17 protein-coding genes are annotated in these 22,766 nt (G+C 43.3%); 5 read left to right on the forward strand and 12 right to left on the reverse strand.

The window, feature by feature from the left end:
• Positions 1-3: 3 nt before the first annotated feature.
• Positions 4-711, reverse strand: coding sequence for a translesion DNA synthesis-associated protein ImuA (gene imuA / locus AB4407_RS08390; protein ID WP_372120213.1), 708 nt, complete (start codon positions 709-711; stop codon positions 4-6).
• 154 nt (positions 712-865) lie between these two features.
• Positions 866-1,606, reverse strand: a complete 741-nt coding sequence (locus tag AB4407_RS08395) for a YciK family oxidoreductase (RefSeq protein WP_017629695.1) — start codon at positions 1,604-1,606, stop codon at positions 866-868.
• Between the two features lie 143 nt (positions 1,607-1,749).
• On the opposite strand from AB4407_RS08395, the gene sohB reads away from it, so the two are divergent.
• Positions 1,750-2,811 carry a protease SohB gene (sohB, locus tag AB4407_RS08400; RefSeq protein ID WP_009849001.1) on the forward strand — a complete coding sequence of 354 codons (1,062 nt, stop codon included), beginning with the start codon at positions 1,750-1,752 and terminating at the stop codon, positions 2,809-2,811.
• Positions 2,812-3,010: 199 nt separating this feature from the next.
• On the opposite strand, the gene AB4407_RS08405 is transcribed toward sohB, so the two are convergent.
• From AB4407_RS08405 to AB4407_RS08440, 8 genes are all read right to left on the reverse strand, one after another.
• Complete coding sequence (locus AB4407_RS08405; protein WP_372120215.1) at positions 3,011-4,591, reverse strand: SpoVR family protein; 1,581 nt, start codon at positions 4,589-4,591, stop codon at positions 3,011-3,013.
• A gap of 11 nt (positions 4,592-4,602) precedes the next feature.
• Complete coding sequence (locus tag AB4407_RS08410; RefSeq protein ID WP_372120217.1) at positions 4,603-5,874, reverse strand: YeaH/YhbH family protein; 1,272 nt, start codon at positions 5,872-5,874, stop codon at positions 4,603-4,605.
• A gap of 120 nt (positions 5,875-5,994) precedes the next feature.
• The gene (locus AB4407_RS08415) at positions 5,995-7,929 is read right to left on the reverse strand and encodes a PrkA family serine protein kinase (RefSeq protein ID WP_016788844.1); all 1,935 of its coding nucleotides are present in this window, start codon (positions 7,927-7,929) and stop codon (positions 5,995-5,997) included.
• Between the two features lie 555 nt (positions 7,930-8,484).
• Positions 8,485-8,985, reverse strand: coding sequence for a YfbU family protein (locus AB4407_RS08420; protein WP_009846313.1), 501 nt, complete (start codon positions 8,983-8,985; stop codon positions 8,485-8,487).
• Positions 8,986-9,206: 221 nt separating this feature from the next.
• Positions 9,207-9,947, reverse strand: coding sequence for a pyruvate formate lyase 1-activating protein (gene pflA, locus AB4407_RS08425; protein WP_372120219.1), 741 nt, complete (start codon positions 9,945-9,947; stop codon positions 9,207-9,209).
• A gap of 163 nt (positions 9,948-10,110) precedes the next feature.
• A complete protein-coding gene (locus AB4407_RS08430) occupies positions 10,111-11,112 on the reverse strand; it encodes a lipid A deacylase LpxR family protein (protein WP_372120221.1) in 1,002 nt (333 codons plus the stop codon).
• A gap of 205 nt (positions 11,113-11,317) precedes the next feature.
• Positions 11,318-13,594, reverse strand: coding sequence for a formate C-acetyltransferase (pflB, locus tag AB4407_RS08435; protein WP_372120223.1), 2,277 nt, complete (start codon positions 13,592-13,594; stop codon positions 11,318-11,320).
• Positions 13,595-13,901: 307 nt separating this feature from the next.
• The gene (locus tag AB4407_RS08440; protein ID WP_086713720.1) at positions 13,902-15,443 is read right to left on the reverse strand and encodes a DUF3360 family protein; all 1,542 of its coding nucleotides are present in this window, start codon (positions 15,441-15,443) and stop codon (positions 13,902-13,904) included.
• A gap of 790 nt (positions 15,444-16,233) precedes the next feature.
• Here AB4407_RS08440 and AB4407_RS08445 point away from each other — a divergent pair.
• The 4 genes from AB4407_RS08445 (at position 16,234) to AB4407_RS08460 (ending at position 19,411) form a co-directional block, all read left to right on the forward strand.
• Positions 16,234-17,004, forward strand: coding sequence for an ABC transporter ATP-binding protein (locus tag AB4407_RS08445; RefSeq protein WP_004736532.1), 771 nt, complete (start codon positions 16,234-16,236; stop codon positions 17,002-17,004).
• 136 nt (positions 17,005-17,140) lie between these two features.
• Complete coding sequence (locus AB4407_RS08450) at positions 17,141-17,911, forward strand: ABC transporter substrate-binding protein (protein WP_010437364.1); 771 nt, start codon at positions 17,141-17,143, stop codon at positions 17,909-17,911.
• Between the two features lie 79 nt (positions 17,912-17,990).
• Positions 17,991-18,731, forward strand: a complete 741-nt coding sequence (locus tag AB4407_RS08455; RefSeq protein ID WP_012603591.1) for an ABC transporter permease — start codon at positions 17,991-17,993, stop codon at positions 18,729-18,731.
• 2 nt (positions 18,732-18,733) lie between these two features.
• Positions 18,734-19,411: an ABC transporter permease gene (locus AB4407_RS08460; protein WP_060982332.1), complete on the forward strand. Its 678-nt coding sequence runs from the start codon at positions 18,734-18,736 to the stop codon at positions 19,409-19,411.
• A gap of 80 nt (positions 19,412-19,491) precedes the next feature.
• On the opposite strand, the gene xthA is transcribed toward AB4407_RS08460, so the two are convergent.
• Together xthA and AB4407_RS08470 are read right to left on the reverse strand one after the other, a co-directional pair.
• Positions 19,492-20,298, reverse strand: a complete 807-nt coding sequence (gene xthA / locus AB4407_RS08465) for an exodeoxyribonuclease III (protein WP_372120226.1) — start codon at positions 20,296-20,298, stop codon at positions 19,492-19,494.
• A gap of 169 nt (positions 20,299-20,467) precedes the next feature.
• Positions 20,468-22,558, reverse strand: a complete 2,091-nt coding sequence (locus AB4407_RS08470) for a S9 family peptidase (RefSeq protein ID WP_372120253.1) — start codon at positions 22,556-22,558, stop codon at positions 20,468-20,470.
• Between the last annotated feature and the right edge of the window lie 208 nt (positions 22,559-22,766).

A 22,766-nucleotide genomic window follows, 5' to 3' on the forward strand; every position in this document is an offset into this window, starting at 1 on the left:
GCGCTAACCTTGTTTCGCAATAGGAAAGGCCAATACAGTATTACCTGACAGACCGTGGTGTGAACTATCGATGCTGATGATTTTCTCTGTCAGTAACGGCCAATTTGGGGTCATGTCGAGAATAAAGCTGCCATACGACCAGCTACCTTTTCTCTTAGTCACCTCAACCTTTAAACCCTGCGCGTGAGAAGAGAGCTTCATGCTTAAAGAAACGGGCAGAGATAACTGATTATGGCTGGTGGCTTTAAAGTGAAATTGCAGGCACTTGCCCGTTTCACTTGCGGCTTGTAGGCGTTTGGTTTGGTGGATTTCGAGATCGGCCCCCCATAACAATACAGAATGACAAGCACCACTCTTGAGGCATTGTTCAGCAGCCCACAATGCATCGAGATCGCGTTGAGGCTCGATTACTAAGATGTTATCGAGTTCAATCCCTTGGCTGCTAAAAAACTCGGCACAGATCTTCCCTGGCGGGTTAATGAATATGGCCAGTTTCTGTGAGTTTTGCTGAGCTAAATAGGGGGTAAGCAGGCGTAGTTCGCCAATCCCTTGTTGTGATTCAACTTCAATAACGCCGTGTGTAGGAAAGCCACCATCAAGTTGTTTATCCAATTGCGGATAGCCTGTTGAAGTAGTACTTCCTTGCGTTGTTGATTGTAGCCCTTTCCAGATTAACTGGCGGTCTTGTAAGTTTTTTATGAGTTCATGCATAATTAAACACCTGTATATTTATACAGTATATTTAACAATGAAAAAGATGCAAAGCAAAATGATGATAATTAGCGGAAGTAAGTGCTAGTTGATTGATTTAGATACAAAAAAAGCCGCTATTAAAGCGACTTTTTACGATTGGTTATAATATCAACTACTTAGGTTGAGCGTCGATACATTGGCCATTAATGTCTGTCACACTTGGATTCATTAAGTGTAGGTACAGTGGGATAATGTCCAGTGGCGTTTTCAGCTTGTTAGCATCTTCACCTGGGTACGCTTTTGCACGCATGCGCGTTTGAGTACCGCCTGGGTTGATCGCATTAACACGGATGTTTGTGTCTTCAAGTTCATCCGCTAAGATCTGCATCATCCCTTCGGTAGCAAACTTAGAAATCGCGTAAGTGCCCCAGAATGCACGGCCAGAGTGACCAACGGTAGAAGAGGTGAATACGATACGACCCGCTTCCGCTTTCTTAAGTGCAGGCAGTAGTGCTTGAGTCATCAAGAACTCAGACTTCACATTGATCTGCATAACATCATCAAAGGTTTCTTCATCAATCTGCTCAAACGGGCTCAGAGTACCGAGAACGCCAGCGTTATGAAGTAGACCGTCTAAACGACCGAACTGTGACTCAATGGTTTCAGCCATATCAATGTAGTTCTGCTTTGTCGCGCCTTTTAGATCCAATGGGATGATCGCAGGCTGTGGGTAACCAGCACTTTCGATTTCATCGTAAATGAATTCAAGGTTTTTAACATTACGGCCTAACAGAATGACAGTTGCACCATGTTGAGCGAAGCTTAGTGCTGCTTGGCGACCAATGCCAGCACCGGCACCTGTAACCAAAATTACTTTATCTTTGAGGGCATCTGTAGAGATTGGGTAATCCACTGTGCTTATCCTTCTTTCTTTTATTATGTTCGTCATTCCATTGATGTTTAATCACACAGATAACCGCAGGAATGATGAGAAATTCTTGGTAATCGTGACAAGATGGTTACAATACACTAATTCATACAATAGGGGATATGACATTGGAATTTTTGTTGGACTACGGCTTGTTTTTAGCCAAGATTGCGACCGTTGTAATCGCCATCATTGCAATTTTAGTGATAGCTAAATCTGTGGGTGGAAAATCAAGCGCAATTAAAGGTGAGCTGGAAATCACGAACCTATCTGAGCATCACAAACAAACGATTGAACAACTAGAGCACCATTTGCATGATGATGCTTTCATCAAAGCCCGCGATAAAGCAGAAAAGAAAGCGGAAAAAGAGAAAGTAAAATCACGCGGTAAAGAAGTGAAGAAAGCAGCGAAAGAGGGTGAGCTTGATAGTAAGCGTGAACCACATCTATTCGTTCTTGATTTTAACGGCAGCATTGATGCGAAAGAAGTGGCTTCATTACGTGAAGAGGTAACGGCGGTTCTGGCTGTTGCTCGTGAAGGCGATGAAGTATTACTTAAACTTGAATCTGGCGGTGGCATGGTTCACGGCTACGGTTTAGCGTCTTCTCAACTTGATCGTATCAAAGCGGCAGGTTTGCCTCTGACTATCTCGGTAGACAAAGTGGCGGCAAGCGGCGGTTACATGATGGCATGTATTGCAGACAAAATCGTATCTGCACCGTTTGCTATTGTTGGTTCTATTGGTGTTATCGCTCAACTGCCAAACTTCAACAAACTGCTTAAAAAGCACGACATTGAATTCGAACAGCTAACGGCAGGTGAGTACAAACGCACGCTTACTATGTTTGGTGAGAACAGTGATAAAGCACGCGAGAAGTTTAAAGAAGAGCTAGAGGAAACTCATGGTTTGTTTAAAGATTTCATCCGTGACCACAGACCTGCGCTAGATCTTGAAAAAGTAGCAACGGGTGAGCACTGGTTTGGTACACAAGCGCATGAACTTGGGCTGGTGGATGAGATTAGCACTTCTGATGATTTAGTCGTAGCGGCATGTAAGGACAAAACAGTTCTAGCGATTCACTACGTACAGAAGAAAAAGCTTTCAGACAAACTAGCGGGCGTGGCAGGTAAATCTGCAGACAGCGTGCTGATGAAGCTGATTGAACGCGGCCAAAAGCCGATTGTTTAAGCTTATTGAGTTCTAGTTCTAGTTCTAGTTCTAGGTTTAGTGCCTTACGTTCATTTGCAGCCGTTTGAGCCTTAAAAAGAAAGCGCATAAGTCATAAGACTTATGCGCTTTTTTATTGCTCCACTTCCGAGCGGGTTTAACCACTATGTTGTAGGGGGAGCGGAGTTTTATACCAATCACTTATTTACTGTGATTGATATTAAATCTTGGCTCCATAGTCATTACGCTTTGGACAAGTTGTCAGAATCTCTCTATGACCCGTATCTTTGAGCTCTTCCAAAATTACATCAAAACCCCACAAGCGATAGAGATGTTTCATCACTTCGTCGTAGCCTTTATCAAGCGGGATACGGCCGTGAGGCACATACTGCAGTGTCATCGAGCGGTCACCGCGAACATCGACATTAAACACCTGAATATTCGGCTCAAGGTTGCTTAGATTGTATTGCGCCGCAAGCTTTTCACGAATTAAGCGATAGCCCGGGTCATCGTGAATTGCACTGACTTCGATGGTATTTTTACGGTCGTCGTCGAGCACCGAGAACAGCTTAAAGTCACGAATGATCTTTGGTGAAAGGTATTGGCTGATGAAGCTTTCATCTTTGAAGTTGTGCATCGCAAAGTGCACTGCTTCTAACCAATCACTTCCGGCTAATTCAGGGAACCACTCTCTATCTTCATCGGTTGGCTCTTCACAGATGCGTCGGATGTCTCTAAACATCGCAAAGCCAAGCGCATAAGGATTGATCCCACTGAAATAAGGGCTGTTGTAGGCGGGTTGAGCAACCACACTGGTGTGGCTGTGTAGGAATTCTAAGATAAACTTATCACTCACCAAGCCTTCGTCGTAAAGATGGTTAAGAATGGTGTAATGCCAGAAGGTTGCCCAGCCTTCGTTCATCACTTGAGTTTGTTTCTGAGGATAGAAGTATTGACTCACCTTGCGAACAATACGAACACACTCACGCTGCCAAGGCTCAAGCAGTGGTGCGTTCTTCTCGATGAAGTAGAGAATGTTTTCTTGAGGCTCACTAGGGAAACGTATCTTGGTCTCTTCTTCCTTACTTTTGTTCTGAGGAACCGTTCTCCAAAGTTCGTTCACTTGAGATTGTAGATACGCTTCACGTTCCTCTTGTCTTGCGGTTTCTTCCGCAATGGAAATCTTCTCTGGGCGTTTGTATCTATCTACGCCGTAGTTCATCAGTGCATGGCAAGAATCAAGCAGCTGCTCGACTTCAGCGACACCATATTTCTCTTCACAACCACTAATGTACTTCTTAGCGAACAGCAAGTAATCGATAATCGAGCTTGCATCTGTCCAAGTTTGGAATAGGTAGTTGCCCTTAAAGAAAGAGTTATGGCCGTAACAAGCGTGCGCCATTACTAACGCTTGCATGGTGACCGTGTTCTCTTCCATTAAGTAAGCGATACACGGATCTGAGTTGATCACGATTTCGTACGCTAAGCCCATTTGGCCGTGTTTGTAGTTTTGCTCGGTTTGAATGAATTTCTTACCAAATGACCAGTGGTTATAGTTGATAGGCATACCAATACTGGAGTAAGCATCCATCATCTGCTCTGAAGTAATCACTTCAATCTGGTTTGGGTAAGTGTCTAAACGGTAATGTTGCGCCACACGCTTAATTTCTACGTGATATTGCTCTAAGAGGTTGAACGTCCAATCTGGACCATCAGGCAGCATCTTGTCGTTTCTCTTCTGTGTCGCTTTGTCTCTATCGGCAATGTTTGATTTTTCTGCAACGTTTGATTTCGCTGTCATGGCAAGCCCCCTTACGCTGTCTCTTTCTGGAACAGTTCTCTAAACACAGGAAAGATATCATCCACTGTTTTAATGTTTTTCATGGCGAAGTTGTCAAAGCTACTCTCGAGTTTTTCGTATTCGTGCCAAAGCGTTTGGTGTGAACGGCGCGTAATCTCGATGTAAGAGTAATATTGGCAAGTCGGCAATAGCGTATTGACCAGCAATTCTTTACAGCGAGGGGAGTCATCAGCCCAGTTATCACCATCAGAAGCTTGTGCTGCGTAGATATTCCACTCATTAGCAGGATAACGGTCTGCGACAATTTCTTTCATTAGTTTCAGTGCACTAGAAACGATGGTGCCGCCAGTTTCTTGTGAGTAGAAAAACTCATGTTCGTCGACTTCTTTAGCTTGAGTATGGTGGCGAATAAATACGACATCGACGTTTTCATAAGTACGGTTCAAGAACAGGTAGAGCAACACATAAAAGCGCTTAGCGATGTCTTTGGTTGCTTGATCCATTGAGCCAGACACATCCATTAGACAGAACATAACGGCTTGGCTAGATGGAATAGGGCGCTTCTCGTAGTTTTTGTAACGTAAATCGAAGGTGTCAATGAATGGCACGCTCTCAATTCGTTTACGCAGTTCGGCGATCTCTTCTTTTAGACGTGTTTCTTCAAAGGGTTGTGCAGGTTCCGTCATTTTAACTTGGTCAAGCTGCTCCATCAGTAGGTTAAGCTCGCGCTTTTTACCTGCTGTCATCGCGGTTCTACGAGCCAGAGATTGCTGCAGTGAACGAACGATAGCGATGTTAGATGGAATCCCCGCGCTTTGATAACCAGAGCGGTGTGTTTTCCATTCGGTGATTTTGTTGACCTGATTCTTCTCTAGATTAGGAAGAGCTAAATCTTCAAAGAGAATATCAAGATACTCATCTTTTGAAATTTGGAAGGTGAATTCATCTTGGCCTTCACCATCAGGGCTAGCATCACCTTGGCCTGCGCCACCACCTTGACCGCCACCTTTAGGGCGTTCAATTTTATCGCCCGTGATGAACTGGTCATTACCTGGGTGAACTCGTTCTCTTACGCCGCCTTGACCTTGGTGAAAGCTTGGTTCTTTGATGTCTTTATGAGGAATAGTGACGTCTTCACCGGTTTCAGTATTGGTGATTGAGCGTCGGTTAACTGCATCGGCCACAGATTCTTTGATTTGCTCTTTATGGCGTCTTAAGAAGCGCTGTCTATTTACAGCACTCTTATTCTTGCCATTGAGCCTCCGATCGATAAATTGTGCCATAAGAACTCCCTCTCAGCTGATGTCACGATCCTACTTTTTATTCGGGTATAAGAGTTATTAGGATATAAGAGTTATTGCTTTGTACGAGCTGCTCACGTGAGCAGCTCAATACAGTTTGGTTTATGAGGATTTACGAACTCTTAGATACCACTCAGATAGCAGTCTAACTTGTTTCTCGGTGTAGCCTTTTTCCATCATACGAGCAACGAAGTCGTCGTGTTTTTTCTGATCATCCGTTGAGGTCTTAGCGTTGAATGAGATAACAGGAAGTAGCTCTTCTGTGTTAGAGAACATTTTCTTCTCAATCACAGTGCGCAGTTTCTCGTAGCTCGTCCACACAGGGTTTTGACCGTTATTGTTGGCTTTGGCACGAAGCACAAAGTTCACAATCTCATTTCGGAAGTCTTTAGGGTTACTGATACCGGCTGTTTTCTCTATTTTCTCAAGTTCACCATTCAGAGAAGCGCGGTCAAATAGCTGGCCTGTTTCTGGATCGCGGTACTCTTGGTCTTGAATCCAGAAGTCAGCGTAAGTCACGTAGCGGTCGAAGATATTTTGACCGTACTCAGAGTAAGACTCTAGGTAAGCGGTTTGAATCTCTTTACCGATGAACTCTACGTAGCGTGGTACTAGGTATCCTTTCAAGAACTCTAGATACTTCTCGGCGGTTTCTTGAGGGAACTGCTCACGTTCGATTTGCTGCTCAATAACGTAGAACAGGTGCACTGGGTTGGCGGCCACTTCGGCTTGGTCGAAGTTAAACACGCGAGACAGGATCTTAAAGGCGAAACGTGTCGATAGCCCAGACATACCTTCGTCAACGCCTGCGTAGTCTCGGTACTCTTGGTAGCTCTTCGCTTTTGGATCTGTGTCTTTTAGAGTCTCACCATCGTAAACCCGCATTTTTGAGAACAGAGAAGAGTTTTCAGGTTCTTTCAGTCTCGATAGGATGCTGAATTGCGATAGCAGATCGAGTGTGCTTGGTGAACAAGGGGCTTTGGATAGCTCACTGTGTTCAAGCAGCTTCTTGTAGATCTTGACTTCTTCAGAGACGCGCAGACAGTAAGGGACTTTTACAATGTACACACGGTCGAGGAAGGCTTCGTTGTTCTTGTTGTTACGGAAGGTCTGCCACTCGGATTCGTTTGAGTGAGCCAGAATCATACCGTCAAATGGCAGTGCAGAAAGCCCTTCGGTACCGTTGAAGTTGCCTTCTTGAGTCGCTGTTAGTAGAGGGTGCAATACCTTGATTGGTGCCTTGAACATCTCTACGAACTCCATAACACCTTGGTTTGCTTTACATAGCGCACCAGAGTAGCTGTAGGCATCAGGGTCATCTTGAGAGAAGTGCTCAAGCTTGCGAATATCAACTTTGCCTACCAGAGATGAAATATCTTGGTTGTTTTCATCACCTGGCTCTGTTTTCGCGATCGCGACTTGATCGAGAATAGAAGGGCGCAGTTTGATGACTTTGAATTTGGAGATGTCACCACCGAAGTCATGGAGGCGTTTCGCTGCCCAAGGTGACATAATCGAGCGAAGGTAGCGTTTCTCAATACCATATTCGTTCTTCAGTAAGTCGCCGTCTTCGTTGACATCGAACAGACAGAAGGGGTGATCGTTCACTGGGCTTCGCTCACCATCAGCAGACAATACATAAATTGGTAGCTTTTGCATCAGGGCTTTGAGTTTTTCAGCAAGGGAAGATTTACCACCGCCTACAGGGCCAAGTAGATAAAGGATTTGCTTACGTTCTTCTAAACCTTGTGCTGCATGTTTTAGATAAGAAACAATCTGTTCAATCGCGTCTTCCATGCCGTAGAAATCTTTAAATTCACTGTAGCGTGAGATGACACGGTTCGAGAAAATACGACTTAGTTGAGGGTCTTGAGCAGTGTCAATAACCTCCGGTTCGCCAATGGCGAGTAATAAGCGCTCGGCAGCATTTGCGTAAGCACTTTTATCGTCTTTACACAGCCCTAAGAACTCTTGCAATGTCAGCTCTTCTTCCTTGGCTGCTTCATAACGTGATTGATAGTGGTCAAAAATACTCATAGTCACATTCCCCTTGTTAACCAGTCAAAACTGACGAGAGATTGAAAAATAGGCTCTCCCTACATTTTAAGGTTAGACCCGCTTCGACAATTTTGCTTAACAATTATGTATTTATTTACAATTTTGCGTGTGAAAAACCTAGCGAGCGCAATAGGCAACTTGAGGCGCGTGGAATCGAATTATTTTGAATTCGAGTGGATCTAACCGTTTGTTTTGTGATTTTAGGTCACTTAATAATACTCACACTGGATTTATGTATATTAGGTGTATCACTGAGTCTTATAGAACGGAAAGTATTTCATGCGGTAGGTTGTACTTAGTTATTAGAAAATCACTAAGCAAAGAAAGCATAGAATGTGAGGGATGGTTGTTCAAAATAGTCGTTATTGATCCAACGGTATTCGCTAGGGTAAACCGACACTTTAGATGATTACTGTGTTTTTGCTGTTGTTTCCGTTTTCCAGTTTAACGATTCGAATAAAAAAGGGTTACTCATGATGAGTAACCCTTCTCTTGAAATTTTATAAGCCCAGTTAAAGCTAATCTTCTAATGCACTAAGCACTAAAAATTTGAGATAGCTCTGTCGCACATAGGTGGTATTGACGAGGGCAGTTACGCCACGTTGTTAGCATGCGACGGTACTTTTCTAACATTGGCATTTGACTATTGAAGTGGTGATCTGCTTTGTCAAATTGAGGGTAAAGCCCTTCAGAGTCAACAAGGAAACGCACGTAATGTACGATTTGTGCTTCAGAAGCGATATCGAAACCTAGGAATTGTAGACGACGTTGGTCGACTTCCGCACGCTCTTGATCTGCAAGCATTTTATTCGACTCTTGCATGGCATGGTACATTTCCATAATGTCGATAATTTCGCGACATTCTGCTTCAGTTAAACAACCAAATTCTTTGTTAAGCTCACGCATTTGGAGTTCGTAACCACGTTCTACAATCGTTTGTAGACGCTGGTATTTAGCTGAGTTCTCAGGATCCATTTGAGACATTAGATAGTATTGATTTGATAGAATTAGACGCTGAGCATTGGTCATTTCCATGGGAGGAACCTCACTAAAAAACTAAATGTTATATTCTTTTGTTGCAGTAAGAGTAACAGCATTCCTACGAGTGGAAACATGATCTCAACACGGATTTAATATGATTTTTTGAATTGATAAACAAAAGTTGTAAAGAAAAGTGAAAGGATTGTTTTAACCAAAAAATAAAACGCCTCAATCGAAATTAAGGCGTTTGAAATCACTATGAACGTAAGTCTAGATTAGTATTTTACGTTTGAATGGTATTGGTTAAGGATAGCCACAATCTCATCCATTTTTTCTTTACTTGGCGGATTTGTACCTTCAAGAGGGTAGTCGTGACCCAATGCTTCCCACTTATGAGCACCAAGCTTGTGATACGGAAGCAGTTCTACTTTCTCGATATTATCCATGTCTTTGATGAATTCACCTAAAAGGTGAGCATCTTCAGGTGTATCTGTGTAGCCAGGCACAATCACATAACGAATCCACGTCTTCTTACCTATTTTGTGTAGGTAGCGTGCAAAATCCAGAGTACGTCTATTGGATACACCAATGAAATCGTGGTGAATTTCATCTCGCATATGTTTAAGATCCAGCATGACCAGATCTGAGGCTTCTAGTACTTCATCGATCACTTCAGTGTGTTTACGAATATAGCCATTAGTATCAAGACAAGTGTGGATGCCTTCTGCTTGCGCCGCGCGGAAAAAATCACGAACAAACTCAGGTTGTAGCATCGCTTCACCACCAGAACAGGTGATACCACCGCCTGATGCTTTCATGAAATGACGATAAGATTTTGCTTCGTTGATGATTTCTTCGACCGTTACTTCCTTTCCGTCATGAAGATCCCATGTATCGCGATTATGGCAGTACATACAACGCATTAAGCAGCCTTGAAGAAACACAATAAAGCGGATACCAGGGCCATCGACAGTACCACAAGATTCGAATGAGTGAATGCGACCAGTTGTAGACATGAGCTATTCTCGTATAGGAATTTATACCGTTTATTTTATTACAAAAGCGGCACATAAAATAGGGTCAAATGGTAACTAGGTCTTTAAAAATAAAGGCAATCACCTGTGAAGATGATTGCCTTTATTTAACTTGAAAAGTAGGCGATGAAAGCCTTTTCTATGGCTAGAAGAAAGCAAACATAGTGATGCCACCAGTACCGTATACTGACTTTGTTGCTTCTTGATAATCGGGTGTTTTTGCCGTGAGTGCGAAAGATGCACCAACGTATTGGTTATACCAAGCAATACCAAGTACAGCTGTTGCTTGAATGTTCTCTAAAGTGACATCGTAGATCGCAGGATCTTGGTCTTTTTTCTTTGCGTAATCATTAACACCGGAGCGATCCCCTTCGATAGTCAGGTCATTAAATCGGTAACGCCCTTCAAGACCTGCGTAAGTAAACCAACCTGTATTTGAAGCACCTATCATGCCTGCTTTGAATGGGTTTTCTGTGCTGATGTTCGCTGCGCCAAAGTTGCCGCCCAAGTCAGTACCCCAACGGAACATAAATCCAGTAGAAATGTCGCTTCTAAAATTACCAACGTTGATCTCTGATACGTTAGATATCTCGAAGTCAGTATTCGCTAATGCTTGATTACGCATTAGGTTGAAATGACTTAAGTAACCAAGGCTACCTGCGTACTCATCATCAACTTGATACTTCCAACCCATAGGTTCGTCTGATTTAGTGATTGAGTGAACCAGTTTTTGAGCGTCTTCGGAAAGTGCTCGCTCGCCTGTAGTACCAAACGTGATGTTAAAACGCTGGGCTTGTTGTGGGTTCAAGCTGATGTAGTTGAATTCTGTATGTAGGTAACCTGCGTATGGACGATCATTGGCTGATGGTTTTTCTAATTCAATGTCAGAAGGCGTGTACATCTTATGGCCAATGGTGATTTCCCACTTATCTAAAGAGCTTGCGCCCCAATAGGAAAGACTCAATGGTTTCGCCCAATGGTATGGCGTAATACTTGACGATGTGTAACCCAGAAATAAGCCGTTGGTATAGTCTTGGTCGACACCAAAGATACCATCGTTGTCTAACGCAAAAGTTAACGTAGAACGTTCAGATGCCAGTGATGAACAAGAGAGGAGAATCAGTGGTAAATAACGAAGGTATTTCATGTAGCGGTTACTCTAAAATGATGAACAGAAATAGTATCGTAGTTTGAGTGGATTTGTAGAAAAAAAGTGAATGGAAGGGGGCTTTTCTGCTCAATCTAACACTTTGAGAGGCTGGTTAAATCAATACGATTTATGCCAGATATAAAAAAGCCCCGCACATTGGCGAGGCTAATTAATATTACTGAATAATCAGTTTAAGCGAAGCTTATAGAGACTCAGTAAATGTACGTGCGATTACGTCAGCTTGCTGCTCTGTAGTCAGAGAGTTAAAGCGTACAGCGTAACCAGAAACACGAATCGTTAGCTGAGGGTATTTCTCAGGGTGCTTAACTGCGTCTTCTAGAGTTTCACGGTTAAGAACGTTCACGTTAAGGTGTTGACCACCTTCAATGCCAGCTTCGTGGTGGAAGTAACCATCCATTAGGCCTGCAAGGTTAGCACGTTGGCTGTCTTGTTCTTTACCTAGTGCGTTTGGCACGATAGAGAACGTGTAAGAGATACCATCTTGTGCGTCAGCAAACGGTAGTTTACCTACAGACGTTAGTGAAGCTACAGCACCTTTCTCATCACGACCGTGCATTGGGTTTGCACCAGGAGCGAAAGGAGCGCCAGCACGACGACCGTCTGGAGTGTTACCTGTTTTCTTACCGTAAACCACGTTAGACGTGATAGTAAGAACTGACTGTGTAGGAATAGAGTTACGGTAAGTCTTAAGCTTACGGATCTTGTTCATGAACGTAGAAACTAGTTCACAAGCGATATCATCTACACGAGAGTCGTTGTTACCGTATTTAGGGTAATCGCCTTCGATTTCGAAGTCAGTTGCAATGCCATCTTCGTCGCGGATTGGTTTAACAGTCGCGAACTTGATTGCAGACAGTGAGTCAGCTGCAACAGATAGACCAGCAATACCACAAGCCATTGTACGACGAACGTCACGGTCATGAAGAGCCATTAGAGACGCTTCGTAGCTGTACTTGTCGTGCATGTAGTGAATGCTGTTTAGTGCAGTCACGTATTGCTTAGCTAGCCAATCCATGAATGTGTCTAGGCGACCCATTACGTCATCGTAGTTAAGTACTTCGTCAGTGATCTTGTCGCCAACTGGACCAACTTGCATTTTAAGCTTCTCATCAACGCCGCCGTTGATTGCGTAAAGCATAGTTTTTGCAAGGTTAGCACGAGCGCCGAAGAACTGCATTTGCTTACCAACGATCATTGGTGATACACAACAAGCGATTGCGTAATCATCAGAACCAAGGTCAGGACGCATTAGGTCATCATTTTCGTACTGGATAGAAGAAGTATCGATAGATACCTTCGCACAGAAACGTTTGAAGCCGTCAGGTAGTTGCTCAGACCAAAGAACAGTGATGTTTGGCTCTGGAGAAGGACCCATAGTGTATAGAGAGTTTAGGAAACGGAAGTTCGAACGCGTTACTAGCGTACGACCGTCGATACCCATACCGCCCATAGATTCTGTTGCCCAGATTGGGTCTCCAGAGAACAGCTCATCGTACTCAGGAGTACGTAGGAAACGAACCATACGCAGCTTCATTACGAAGTGGTCGATCATTTCTTGTGCTTGTTCTTCAGTGATCTTGCCAGCAGCGATATCACGCTCGATGTAGATGTCTAGGAAAGTCGAAGTACGACCTAGAGACATTGCAGCACCGTTTTGAGATTTAACAGCAGCTAGGTAGCCGAAGTAAGTCCACTGGATAGCTTCTTGAGCAGTTTGAGCAGGCTCAGAGATATCGAAACCGTATTTCTCAGCCATTTGCTTGATTTGACCTAGAGCACGATGTTGCTCAGAGATCTCTTCACGCAGTTGCATTGTTTCTGCTAGGTTTTCACCGTTTTCGAATTGCTCTTGAAGAGAAGCAAATTGAGCTTGCTTGTCTTTCATTAGGAAATCAATACCGTAAAGTGCAACACGACGGTAATCACCGATGATACGACCACGGCCGTAAGCATCAGGAAGACCAGTCAGAACACCAGACTTACGACATTTTAGGATATCAGGAGTGTAGATATCGAAAACGCCAGCATTGTGTGTTTTACGGTATTCTGAGTAGATTTTTGAAACCATTGGGTCAAGAGTTTCGCCGTATGCTTTACAAGAACCTTCAACCATACGTACACCACCGTTAGGGATGATTGCACGTTTTAGTGGCTTCTCAGTTTGTAGACCAACGATAGTCTCAAGATCTTTCTCAATGTAACCTGCATCGTGAGCAGTAATGGTAGAGATAACAGAAGTATCGAAATCTACAGGTGCTTTAGTTGCGTTTTCCTGTTTGATACCTTCCATTACCGAAGACCAAAGCTTGTTAGTTGCTTCAGTACCCTCAGAAACTAGGAAAGACTCGTCGCCTTCATACGGCGTGTAGTTCTTTTGAATGAAATCACGAACGTTTACTTCGCTTTGCCACTCACCTGCAGCAAAATCTTCCCAAGCTTTAGCAAATTGCTCTGCCATGACATACCTACCTTTTTAGTAGAAAAAATACGTACATTAACACTGTTGAGCCAGCGCCCCTCGTAAGGGTAGTACACTCTTATTAATAACAATATATATGAGCATATAAGCGTCATATGGTTATATATATTGTCACTACTTTTTATATGTTGTCTTTACTCTATGAATTCAAGACTACGCTAAAAAATTCCTGCAAACCTTAAACTAAATCAATAAATGCCAAAAAAAGTTGAAAAAATTTGAGTGACAGGGGTTGCCACCCAAACTTTTTTTTAATCCGAATACTACTTTTGTGTAGTAAGGACTATTATAGCCAAGCTTTTAGGCCATATTGGCTTTCTAGCATACCAACTGCAAGCATTGCTACTAGACAGATAACTAAAACACCAACTGGGATAACAATCTTGTCGACAAATGATAGACGCTTAGCACGCTCTTTGTCACCAATTAGACCGTTGTTATCTAGAAGCATAGTTAATGCCCATGCTAGAACTGGGTTAACAACCGCTGAACCGAAGATACAGATACCAGCTGCTTGAGAATCTTTAGAATCCTTAACCATTTGCATACCTGCTTCAAGTAGAGGTAGAGATACACCTACAAGTAGCGCAACACGCATCACTGGTGGCCATACTGCAACGTCCATTGGGAAACCAAGAATCGCAACAATAATACATAGAGAACCAAGCAAGATTGCGCCGCCAGGAATTGGACGTTTCGCGATTGCTGCTGGGATCATGTAAGTACCCCAAGAAGAAGTGATGTTACCACCACCAACCGCTGTACCTACCATTTGACGCACAGAACACATAGTCATTGTGTCATCAACGTCCATCAGAACTTTTTCAGACTTTTTAGGGTAGTTTAGTTCTTGGAAGATACGGTGACCTAGGAAGTCAGGTGACCACATCGCTACCGCTAAGATTGCAAATGGTAGAGAAGCGATGAAGTGTTCAACGTTTGGCAAGCCAAGCATCCAACCTTCAGAAGTCGAACCCCACCAGTAAACTGGGTTTAGGTTTGGAATGCCCATTTCAGTTTCGAATACGATATCGAAACCAGCGCCCAGTGCTAATGCAATAGCAAGGCCCGTGAATGCACAAACTGGGATAGCTAACCAACGCTTGTTCACTTTTGCTAAGAAAGCGTAGATAGCGATCGTAATAGCAAGAACGATAAGACCAACGTAACCCATGCTGCCCGCTTCAACCGTAGAAGATTGAAGACCAACCGCCCATGCTTGAATCGAGTTAATTTGGCTCATGGTACCCGTTAGGCCTAAGAAAATGAGCAAGCCACCAGCGGTACCTTCCGAAGTCAGGTTAACCAGCTTGGAGCCGCCTTTTAGGAAACTTAGGATTAGACCGAAGACACCGATAAGGATTGCCAATGCAAGAGGGTGAGCGCCAGCGAGAGCGATGGTACCGATAAGAGGAATCATTGGGCCGTGGTTACCGGCAAGGTTTGCTTTAGGGTTAAAGAAACCAGAAGCTAGGATACAGAACAGCAGTGCAGGAATCAGCATTTCTACACGAGCGACTTCAATCGCAAACTCTTTACCTAGGTTTACATGATCCCAAGCTTGAGTTAGGCCGTCAGCCCAAGACATCATTACTGCAGAGTACATCGCGATAATACCAATGGTACCAGCAAGTGCAGGAACAAGATCTTCAAGTTCAAAGCGGAAATCACGGCCTGGAAGGTTTAGGCCAAAACGACGAGGCTTCATGATTTGAAGTTCGTGATCTAAGTAATCTGAGCGGCTCTCAAATTCAGAAGCAGGGCGGTGTAGCTCTTTATAGCTTTTCTCTTCTACTTCAGAGTTCGCATTATTCACAACGTCTGACATAGATTCCTCATATTTTTATGTTAGTAATTCAAAAATTGAATTATAAAATTTCGCGTAATTGCGTTATTTATTAGTTATAACTTATTAATATTATGTTGCACGGTTTTAATGTGCTTTATGCAGCTAAGTTAAAAGAAATGTTCGGCCTTTTTAATGCCTTATTCTTTGCTGCTGAGTTTAACAAGCTTACCCTTTAGGGTGATTGATCTTGATCACTTTATGAGTTTATGTGAAAGAAAGCTACAAAACGAAGCGATTCATTAACGTACCGTTGATGAATTGTGTAATTAATTTTCACAAATTGACGTTACCTATCTTCTTCATGTCTTGCTCTATATAGCATGAGCTGAATACCTCTTATTTACTGAGTTATTTCACTATTAGCCACTTATCTCTTAGTCGCCTATGAAGTTTAATCACTCAATCGCTTTCAAATAACGTTCTCGTATAGTGAGTTTGGTGTGCTAATGCGTGTGTTAGATTTCGTCGGCAGCGCAGTTTTTAAGTTCACAAAACGTGTTTTTCTTGTGAGGTATCAAGCTACGAGAATCTCATTTTGATTAACTTTATTTAAACAATGCCAGAGTCGCAATTACAGCTTGTTGATACATTTCATTCAGTAAATTGAGACTAAAACGCTATTAATTGCATAATAAGTCAGAGTTAATCGCTATTTATTCCTAATTATTAGGTTAATAATTTGTTGCATGTTGTTTCGTGTGGTGCTAGTTTGTATCGCATGAAAAGGTCGGAGTACCTTGCATTTTCACAAACTTGGGAGAGAAAGCGCATGAAAGATGTACCAGCGCTGGACATAAAGGATCTACACAAAACGTTTGGTCAAAATGAAGTTTTAAAGGGAATTTCACTTTCTGCGCATAAAGGCGATGTAGTCTCGATTATCGGATCTTCAGGATCGGGTAAAAGTACTTTCCTTAGATGTATCAACCTCTTAGAAACACCTACCGCTGGCGAGATTTGGGTTAATGGTGAATTAATTCAGATGAAAAATAACCGCCAAGGCGTTTCCGTTCCTGCAAATGAAAAACAAGTTCAACGAATCCGTTCTCGTTTGGCAATGGTTTTTCAAGGCTTCAATCTATGGTCTCACCTGACCGTTCTCGAAAATGTTATCGAAGCACCCGTTCATGTCTTAGGTGTACCTAAAGCACAAGCGATTGAAAATGCAGAGTTGCTACTGAAGAAAGTCGGCCTGTATGAGCGCAAAGATTACTACCCGGGTCATTTATCAGGTGGACAACAACAACGTGCGGCAATTGCTCGAGCGTTAGCCGTTGATCCTGAAGTGATGCTGTTTGATGAACCAACATCGGCACTTGACCCTGAGTTAGTAGGGGAGGTGCTTGGTGTAATGCGCGATCTAGCAGAAGAAGGAAGAACCATGCTTGTGGTAACACATGAAATGGCTTTTGCTCGTGACGTATCAAACCATGTGATGTTCCTGCACCAAGGTTTAGTGGAAGAACAGGGCGATCCAGCTAAACTGTTTACGGAACCTGAATCTGAGCGTTTACAACAATTTATCTCATCGATTTACTAATCAGAATTGAAATGCCGTTGCCAAGGTAAATAGCGACGGTGTGAACAATAAAACACAACAAGTAAGTTAATAAGTAACAACAAACACAATATTAAAATTAGCAAAACATAAAAACCTAAATCACAGGAGTAGGGATATGAAAAAGTGGTTATTAGTCGCGGCACTTGCTGCAACTGCTGCAACGGGCGTAGCTCAAGCAAAAGAATGGAAAACAGTACGCTTTGGTATTGAAGGTGCTTACCCTCCATTTAGCTGGACAGAAGCTGACGGTTCACTGAAAGGCTTCGATGTCGATATGGCTAACGCGCTTTGTACTGAAATGCAGGTGCAGTGTAAGATTGTTGCACAAGATTGGGATGGTATTATTCCTTCTCTGCTTGCTCGTAAATATGATGCGATCATTGCGGCAATGTCTATCACGGAAGAGCGCAAGAAAAAGATCGATTTCACTGGTAAATACGCACTTATCCCAAATAAGTTCATCGCTAAAAAAGGTGCAGGCCTTAATTTTGATGATCTAAGCGGTCAAAAAATAGCCGTTCAACGTGCAACAACTCACGACAAGTACCTAACAGATAACTACGGCGACACAGTAGAAATCGTTCGTTACGGTTCATTCGACGAAGCTTACCTTGATCTAGCTAACGGTCGTGTTGCTGCTGTACTGGGTGATGCATCTGCTCTAGAAGAAGGCGTACTAAACAAAGCGGGTGGTGAAGACTACGAGTTTGTTGGTCCATCACTAACTGATCCTAAGTGGTTCGGTGAAGGTTTTGGTATTGCTCTACGTAAGCAAGACAAAGATCTGACTAAGCAATTAGATGCTGCAATCCTTTCACTACGTGAAAAAGGCATCTACCAAGATATCGCGGCTAAATACTTCAACTACGACGTATACGGTCAGTAATCTTTAGCGTCACTTCTTAAGGGAGAGGCTCACCTCTCCCTGTCTTACCAACTTTTTCGCAGTTCTGTTGGAATTCATTATGTTTGATTTACAAGGATATGAAGCGTCGATCCTGAAAGGGGCGGTGCTTACAATCGAAGTTGCCTTGCTGTCGCTAATTTTAGCTATGGTTCTTGGTATGCTAGGTGCCTTAGCTAAACTCGCGCCTTATCGCTGGGCTCGTGCTATTGCAACCCTCTACACAACCGTTATTCGAGGTATACCCGATCTCGTATTGATGATGCTGATTTTCTTTGGTGGACAAATCCTTTTAAACAACAGTTTGTATTCCATCAATGAGTGGCTCAATGAATGGTTCACATCGAGTGATCCTAACCATGAATGGACCGCTTACTTACCTGATTACATTGATGTTAGCCCATTTATTGCCGGTGTATTAACCATTGGCTTTATCTTCGGTGCTTACATGGCTGAAACCTTCCGTGGTGCCATCATGGCTGTTGATAGCGGTGAAATGGAAGCGGCTAAGGCCTATGGTATGGGTCCTGTATTAGCGTTCCGTCGTATTCTATTACCGCAAATGATTCGTCACGCACTGCCGGGGTTTGGTAATAATTGGTTGGTTTTACTAAAAACTACCGCGTTAGTTTCGATTATCGGTTTAGAAGACATGGTGCGTGTTAGTGCACTCGCGGCAGGTTCAACCAAAATGCCATTTACCTTCTACATGACAGTGGCAATTATCTTCTTATTCTTCACCAGTGTTTCGACGGGCTTACTTAAGTTGGTTGAACGTAAATTCAGTATCCACGCGAGGTAGTTATGGACTTTTCATTGATAATTGAAAGCCTGCCGATTTACCTTGGTGGTTTATGGACAACGGCTTGGATGGTTTGCGTCGCTTTGATCATTGGCTTATTCGTCGCAATACCATTAGCTATCGCTCGTAACAGTCCAAATATGATGATTAATGCTCCGGCTTGGTCATTCATCTATTTCTTCCGTGGTACGCCGTTATTGGTGCAGTTGTACCTGATTTATTACGGTATGGACCAATTCTTCCCAGTAAAAGACACCCTATGGGAAAACGCATGGTTCTGTGCTTTAGTCGCGTTTATTCTGAACACGTCAGCTTATACTGCTGAAATCATTCGCGGTGCGATTAATGGCTTACCGAAAGGTGAAGTGGAAGCCGCAAAAGCGTACGGCATGAGCACACCGAAGACTTACCGTCGTATCATTTTACCAAGTGCATTACGTCGCGCACTGCCAGCTTACAGTAATGAAGTCATTTTCATGCTTCACGGCTCTGCGGTAGCAGGTATCGTAACCATTATGGATCTGACGGGTGCAGCTCGTTTGGTTAACTCACGTTATTACGCTCCATTTGAATCTTTCCTAACGGCAGGTCTGTTTTACATGGCGCTCACGTTTATCATCATCGCGATTTTCAAATTCGCAGAGAAACGTTTCCTTGCTTACCTAAGGCCTCTTAGTTAATTTTCTAAGAAGCTAATTCTTTGATACAAAAACGGCGCTTTCATAGCGCCGTTTTTTATTGATAATAACTAATTTACTCGTTACTTAAACGTTGACCAAATCGGAGCGTGATCTGACGGTTTTTCAATGCCGCGTAGCTCGTAGTCGATGCCCGCTTCAGTACACTTGTCAGCAAGCTTCTGAGTCGCAAGTACCACATCAATGCGTAGGCCGCGGTTGTCCACGAAACCTTTTGAGCGGTAATCAAACCACGAGTATTGATCGTTCACTTCAGGGTGTAGTAAACGGAAGCTATCCACAAAGCCCCAATCCATCAGTGTTTTTAACCATTCGCGCTCTTCTGGTTGGAAAGAACACTTACCGGTTTTCAACCAACGTTTCGCATTAGGTTCATCAATACCGATATCAATATCGGTAGGGCTGATATTAATGTCGCCCATCACGATCACTTGTTCATCTTTGTTGTGGTAATCGTTCAGGTACGTCATTAAGTCTTTGTAGAACTGGCGCTTGTACGGGTATTTGGTTTCATGCTTAATGTTGTCGCCTTGAGGGAAGTAACCATTTAGTACAGTGACCTTCTCACCGTTTTCATCTTCAAACGTCGCCATTATCATACGCTTTTGATGGTCTTCATTGTCTGTAGGAAAGCCTTTTTGTACCGAAATTGGCTCTTGCTTACAAAGCATAGCCACACCGTAGTGAGCCTTTTGACCGTGGAAGTAGACCTTGTAACCCATAGCTTCAACATCGGCTAGTGGGAAGGCTTCATCGTGCACTTTGATCTCTTGTAGACCAATCACATCAGGTTGGTGCTTATCGATAATAGCTTGAAGCTGATGAAGACGGGCTCTAAGGCCATTGATGTTGAAACTAATTACTTTCATTTGTTTTTATACCTCTCGTAAACCCTTGTGATTGCTTTCTTTTCAAGGGCTTGCTGATTTGGTGGGTTTCATGATTAATCGTATTTAAGCATGCTTAATAATTTCTGTCGCCATTTTGTCGACCCTAAATGGCGACAAAATGGTGTGAATACTCACTTTTGCGCAGAATCTACTGAGTCTTTAGCAAGTCTAAAAAGAACGCGTATTCAAGTGCGTCTTCTTTTAATCGCTTAAATCGACCGGAAGCCCCACCGTGACCAGCTTCCATATCGGTTTTGAACAGCAGCACATTGCTGTCTGTTTTCATCTCACGCAGCTTCGCCACCCACTTCATGGGTTCAAAGTATTGTACTTGTGAGTCATGCAAGCCTGTTGTTACCAACATGTTCGGGTAGCTTTGTGCCTTCACATTGTCATATGGTGAGTAACCTAGCATGTAATCGTAATAGGTTTTATCGTTCGGGTTGCCCCATTCGTCATACTCGTTAGTGGTGAGAGGAATCGATTCATCAAGCATGGTTGTGACAACGTCTACAAACGGAACATGTGCTCCGATGCCACGGTACAGTTCTGGTGCTTGGTTGATTATTGCGCCCATCAATAGACCGCCAGCAGAACCACCAACGGCGAACACTTTATCTTGTGCGCCGTAGCCTTCTTCAACCAGCCCTTTGGTTACATCGATAAAGTCGTTGAACGTATTTTGCTTGGTTAGCTTTTTGCCGTCCTCATACCAAGGGCGCCCGAGCATCTCTGAACCTCGAATATGTGCGATCGCATAAACGAATCCGCGATCAAGTAAGCTGAGACGAGCCGAGCCAAAGCTTGGTTCGATCGTGTGGCCGTAAGAGCCATAGCCGTATTGGTAGATTGGGTTAGTGCCGTCCTTCTTGAATAAGTCTTTGCGATATACCAAAGACACAGGTACTTGCTTACCATCGCGAGCCGTTACCATAATTCGCTCTGATTGGTAGTTATCCGCTTCGAAATCACCCAATACAGGTGTTTGTTTCATGACTTCGGATTCTCCTGAACTTAGGTCGAAATCATAGTAAGTACCTGGCGTGGTTAAGCTGCTGTAATAGACGCGAACTTTTGAGTTATCTAATTCATAGTTACTTGTTAGGTAAGCAGCAAAAGCAGTGTCGTTAAATTCAAGTGGGAACTCTTTCCCTGTTGAGAGTTGACGAACTTTCACGGTAGACAAGCCATTCGCACGTTGCTCGTAAACCAGATGGTCATCAAACAGCTCGAAGTCAACAAGCTGAGTATTCTCGTCAGCAGGAATGACATCGACCCATTTAGAGCGGTCATGCATCTCTTCAGCAGTGACTTTCATTAAACGGAAGTTGACCGCTTGGTAGTTGGTGTAGATGTAGTACCAATCACCTAGCTTAGCGATGCTGTACTCGATACCCGTTTCTCGTGGGTAGAAAGCTTCAGCTTTAGCGTTTGGGTTGTTGGCATCTATGACTGAAACACCGCTGGTTTCTGTACTCGAGTGCCAAATGTAGACCTGTTCACCATCTTTGCTTTTGCTCAAAGAGGTGTAGTAAGCGCTGTCGGTTTCTTCGTAGATTAACTCATCGCTTGTCTGAGGTGTGCCCAAAACGTGACGGTAAACTTGATAACCAAGTAATGTTTGTGGATCTTTTTTGATGTAGTAAAAGGCTTGGTTGTCGTTTTGCCATGCAATCGCGCTCGAAGCCCCTTCAATTTCATCTGTTAGGTATTCACCTGTCGTGAGGTCTTTAATCTTGATGGTGTAAATACGGCGGCTCAGCGTGTCTTCGCCATAGGCCAACAAGTTTTCGCTTGGGCTGATCGTTAAGCCACCAATACTGAAAAATTCATGGTCTTTTGCTAGTTCGTTAACATCTAAGATGACTTGCTTGTCTATACCTAAAAAGTCATTTTCACGCAAGTGAACTGGGTATTCGTTGTCACCTGTGACTTCATTCGAGTAGTAGTAGCTGCCTTTGCGAACTGGAACCGAATGGTCGTCTTTTGCGATTCGGCCTTTGATCTCTTCAAATAACTGTTCTTGTGATGCTTCAGTGTGTTTCAGCACGGCCTCTGCGTACTGGTTTTCTTGCTCAAGATGCTGCAAGATCTCTGGGTCTTGGCGCTCATCATCACGCATCCAGTAATAATCATCGATTCGGGTATCACCATGAATCGTCATTGCATGAGGGACTTTCTTAGCTACGGGAGCTTGGGTTTGATGTGCGATGAGTTGCGATGGAGAGTTGTGGTCCATGGTTGTTATTCCTTGATTGCTGCATCCGGCGACAAGTGCGGCCGATACGGCTAATGTGGTTAAAGCGAAACGCATCTGTATATCCTATTGTGTACCTTACTCGTTTTAATGCCAGCATCCTTTAGTGGTTAGTTTTCTTCCAGTGATGTTATTTATAATTGGATTCTGGATTGGTACTTTCAGCGTAAGTGTCTGTTATTGTTTTCAA

The sequence above is a fragment of the Vibrio sp. 10N.261.46.E11 genome, from assembly GCF_041472735.1.
Classification (GTDB): domain Bacteria; phylum Pseudomonadota; class Gammaproteobacteria; order Enterobacterales; family Vibrionaceae; genus Vibrio.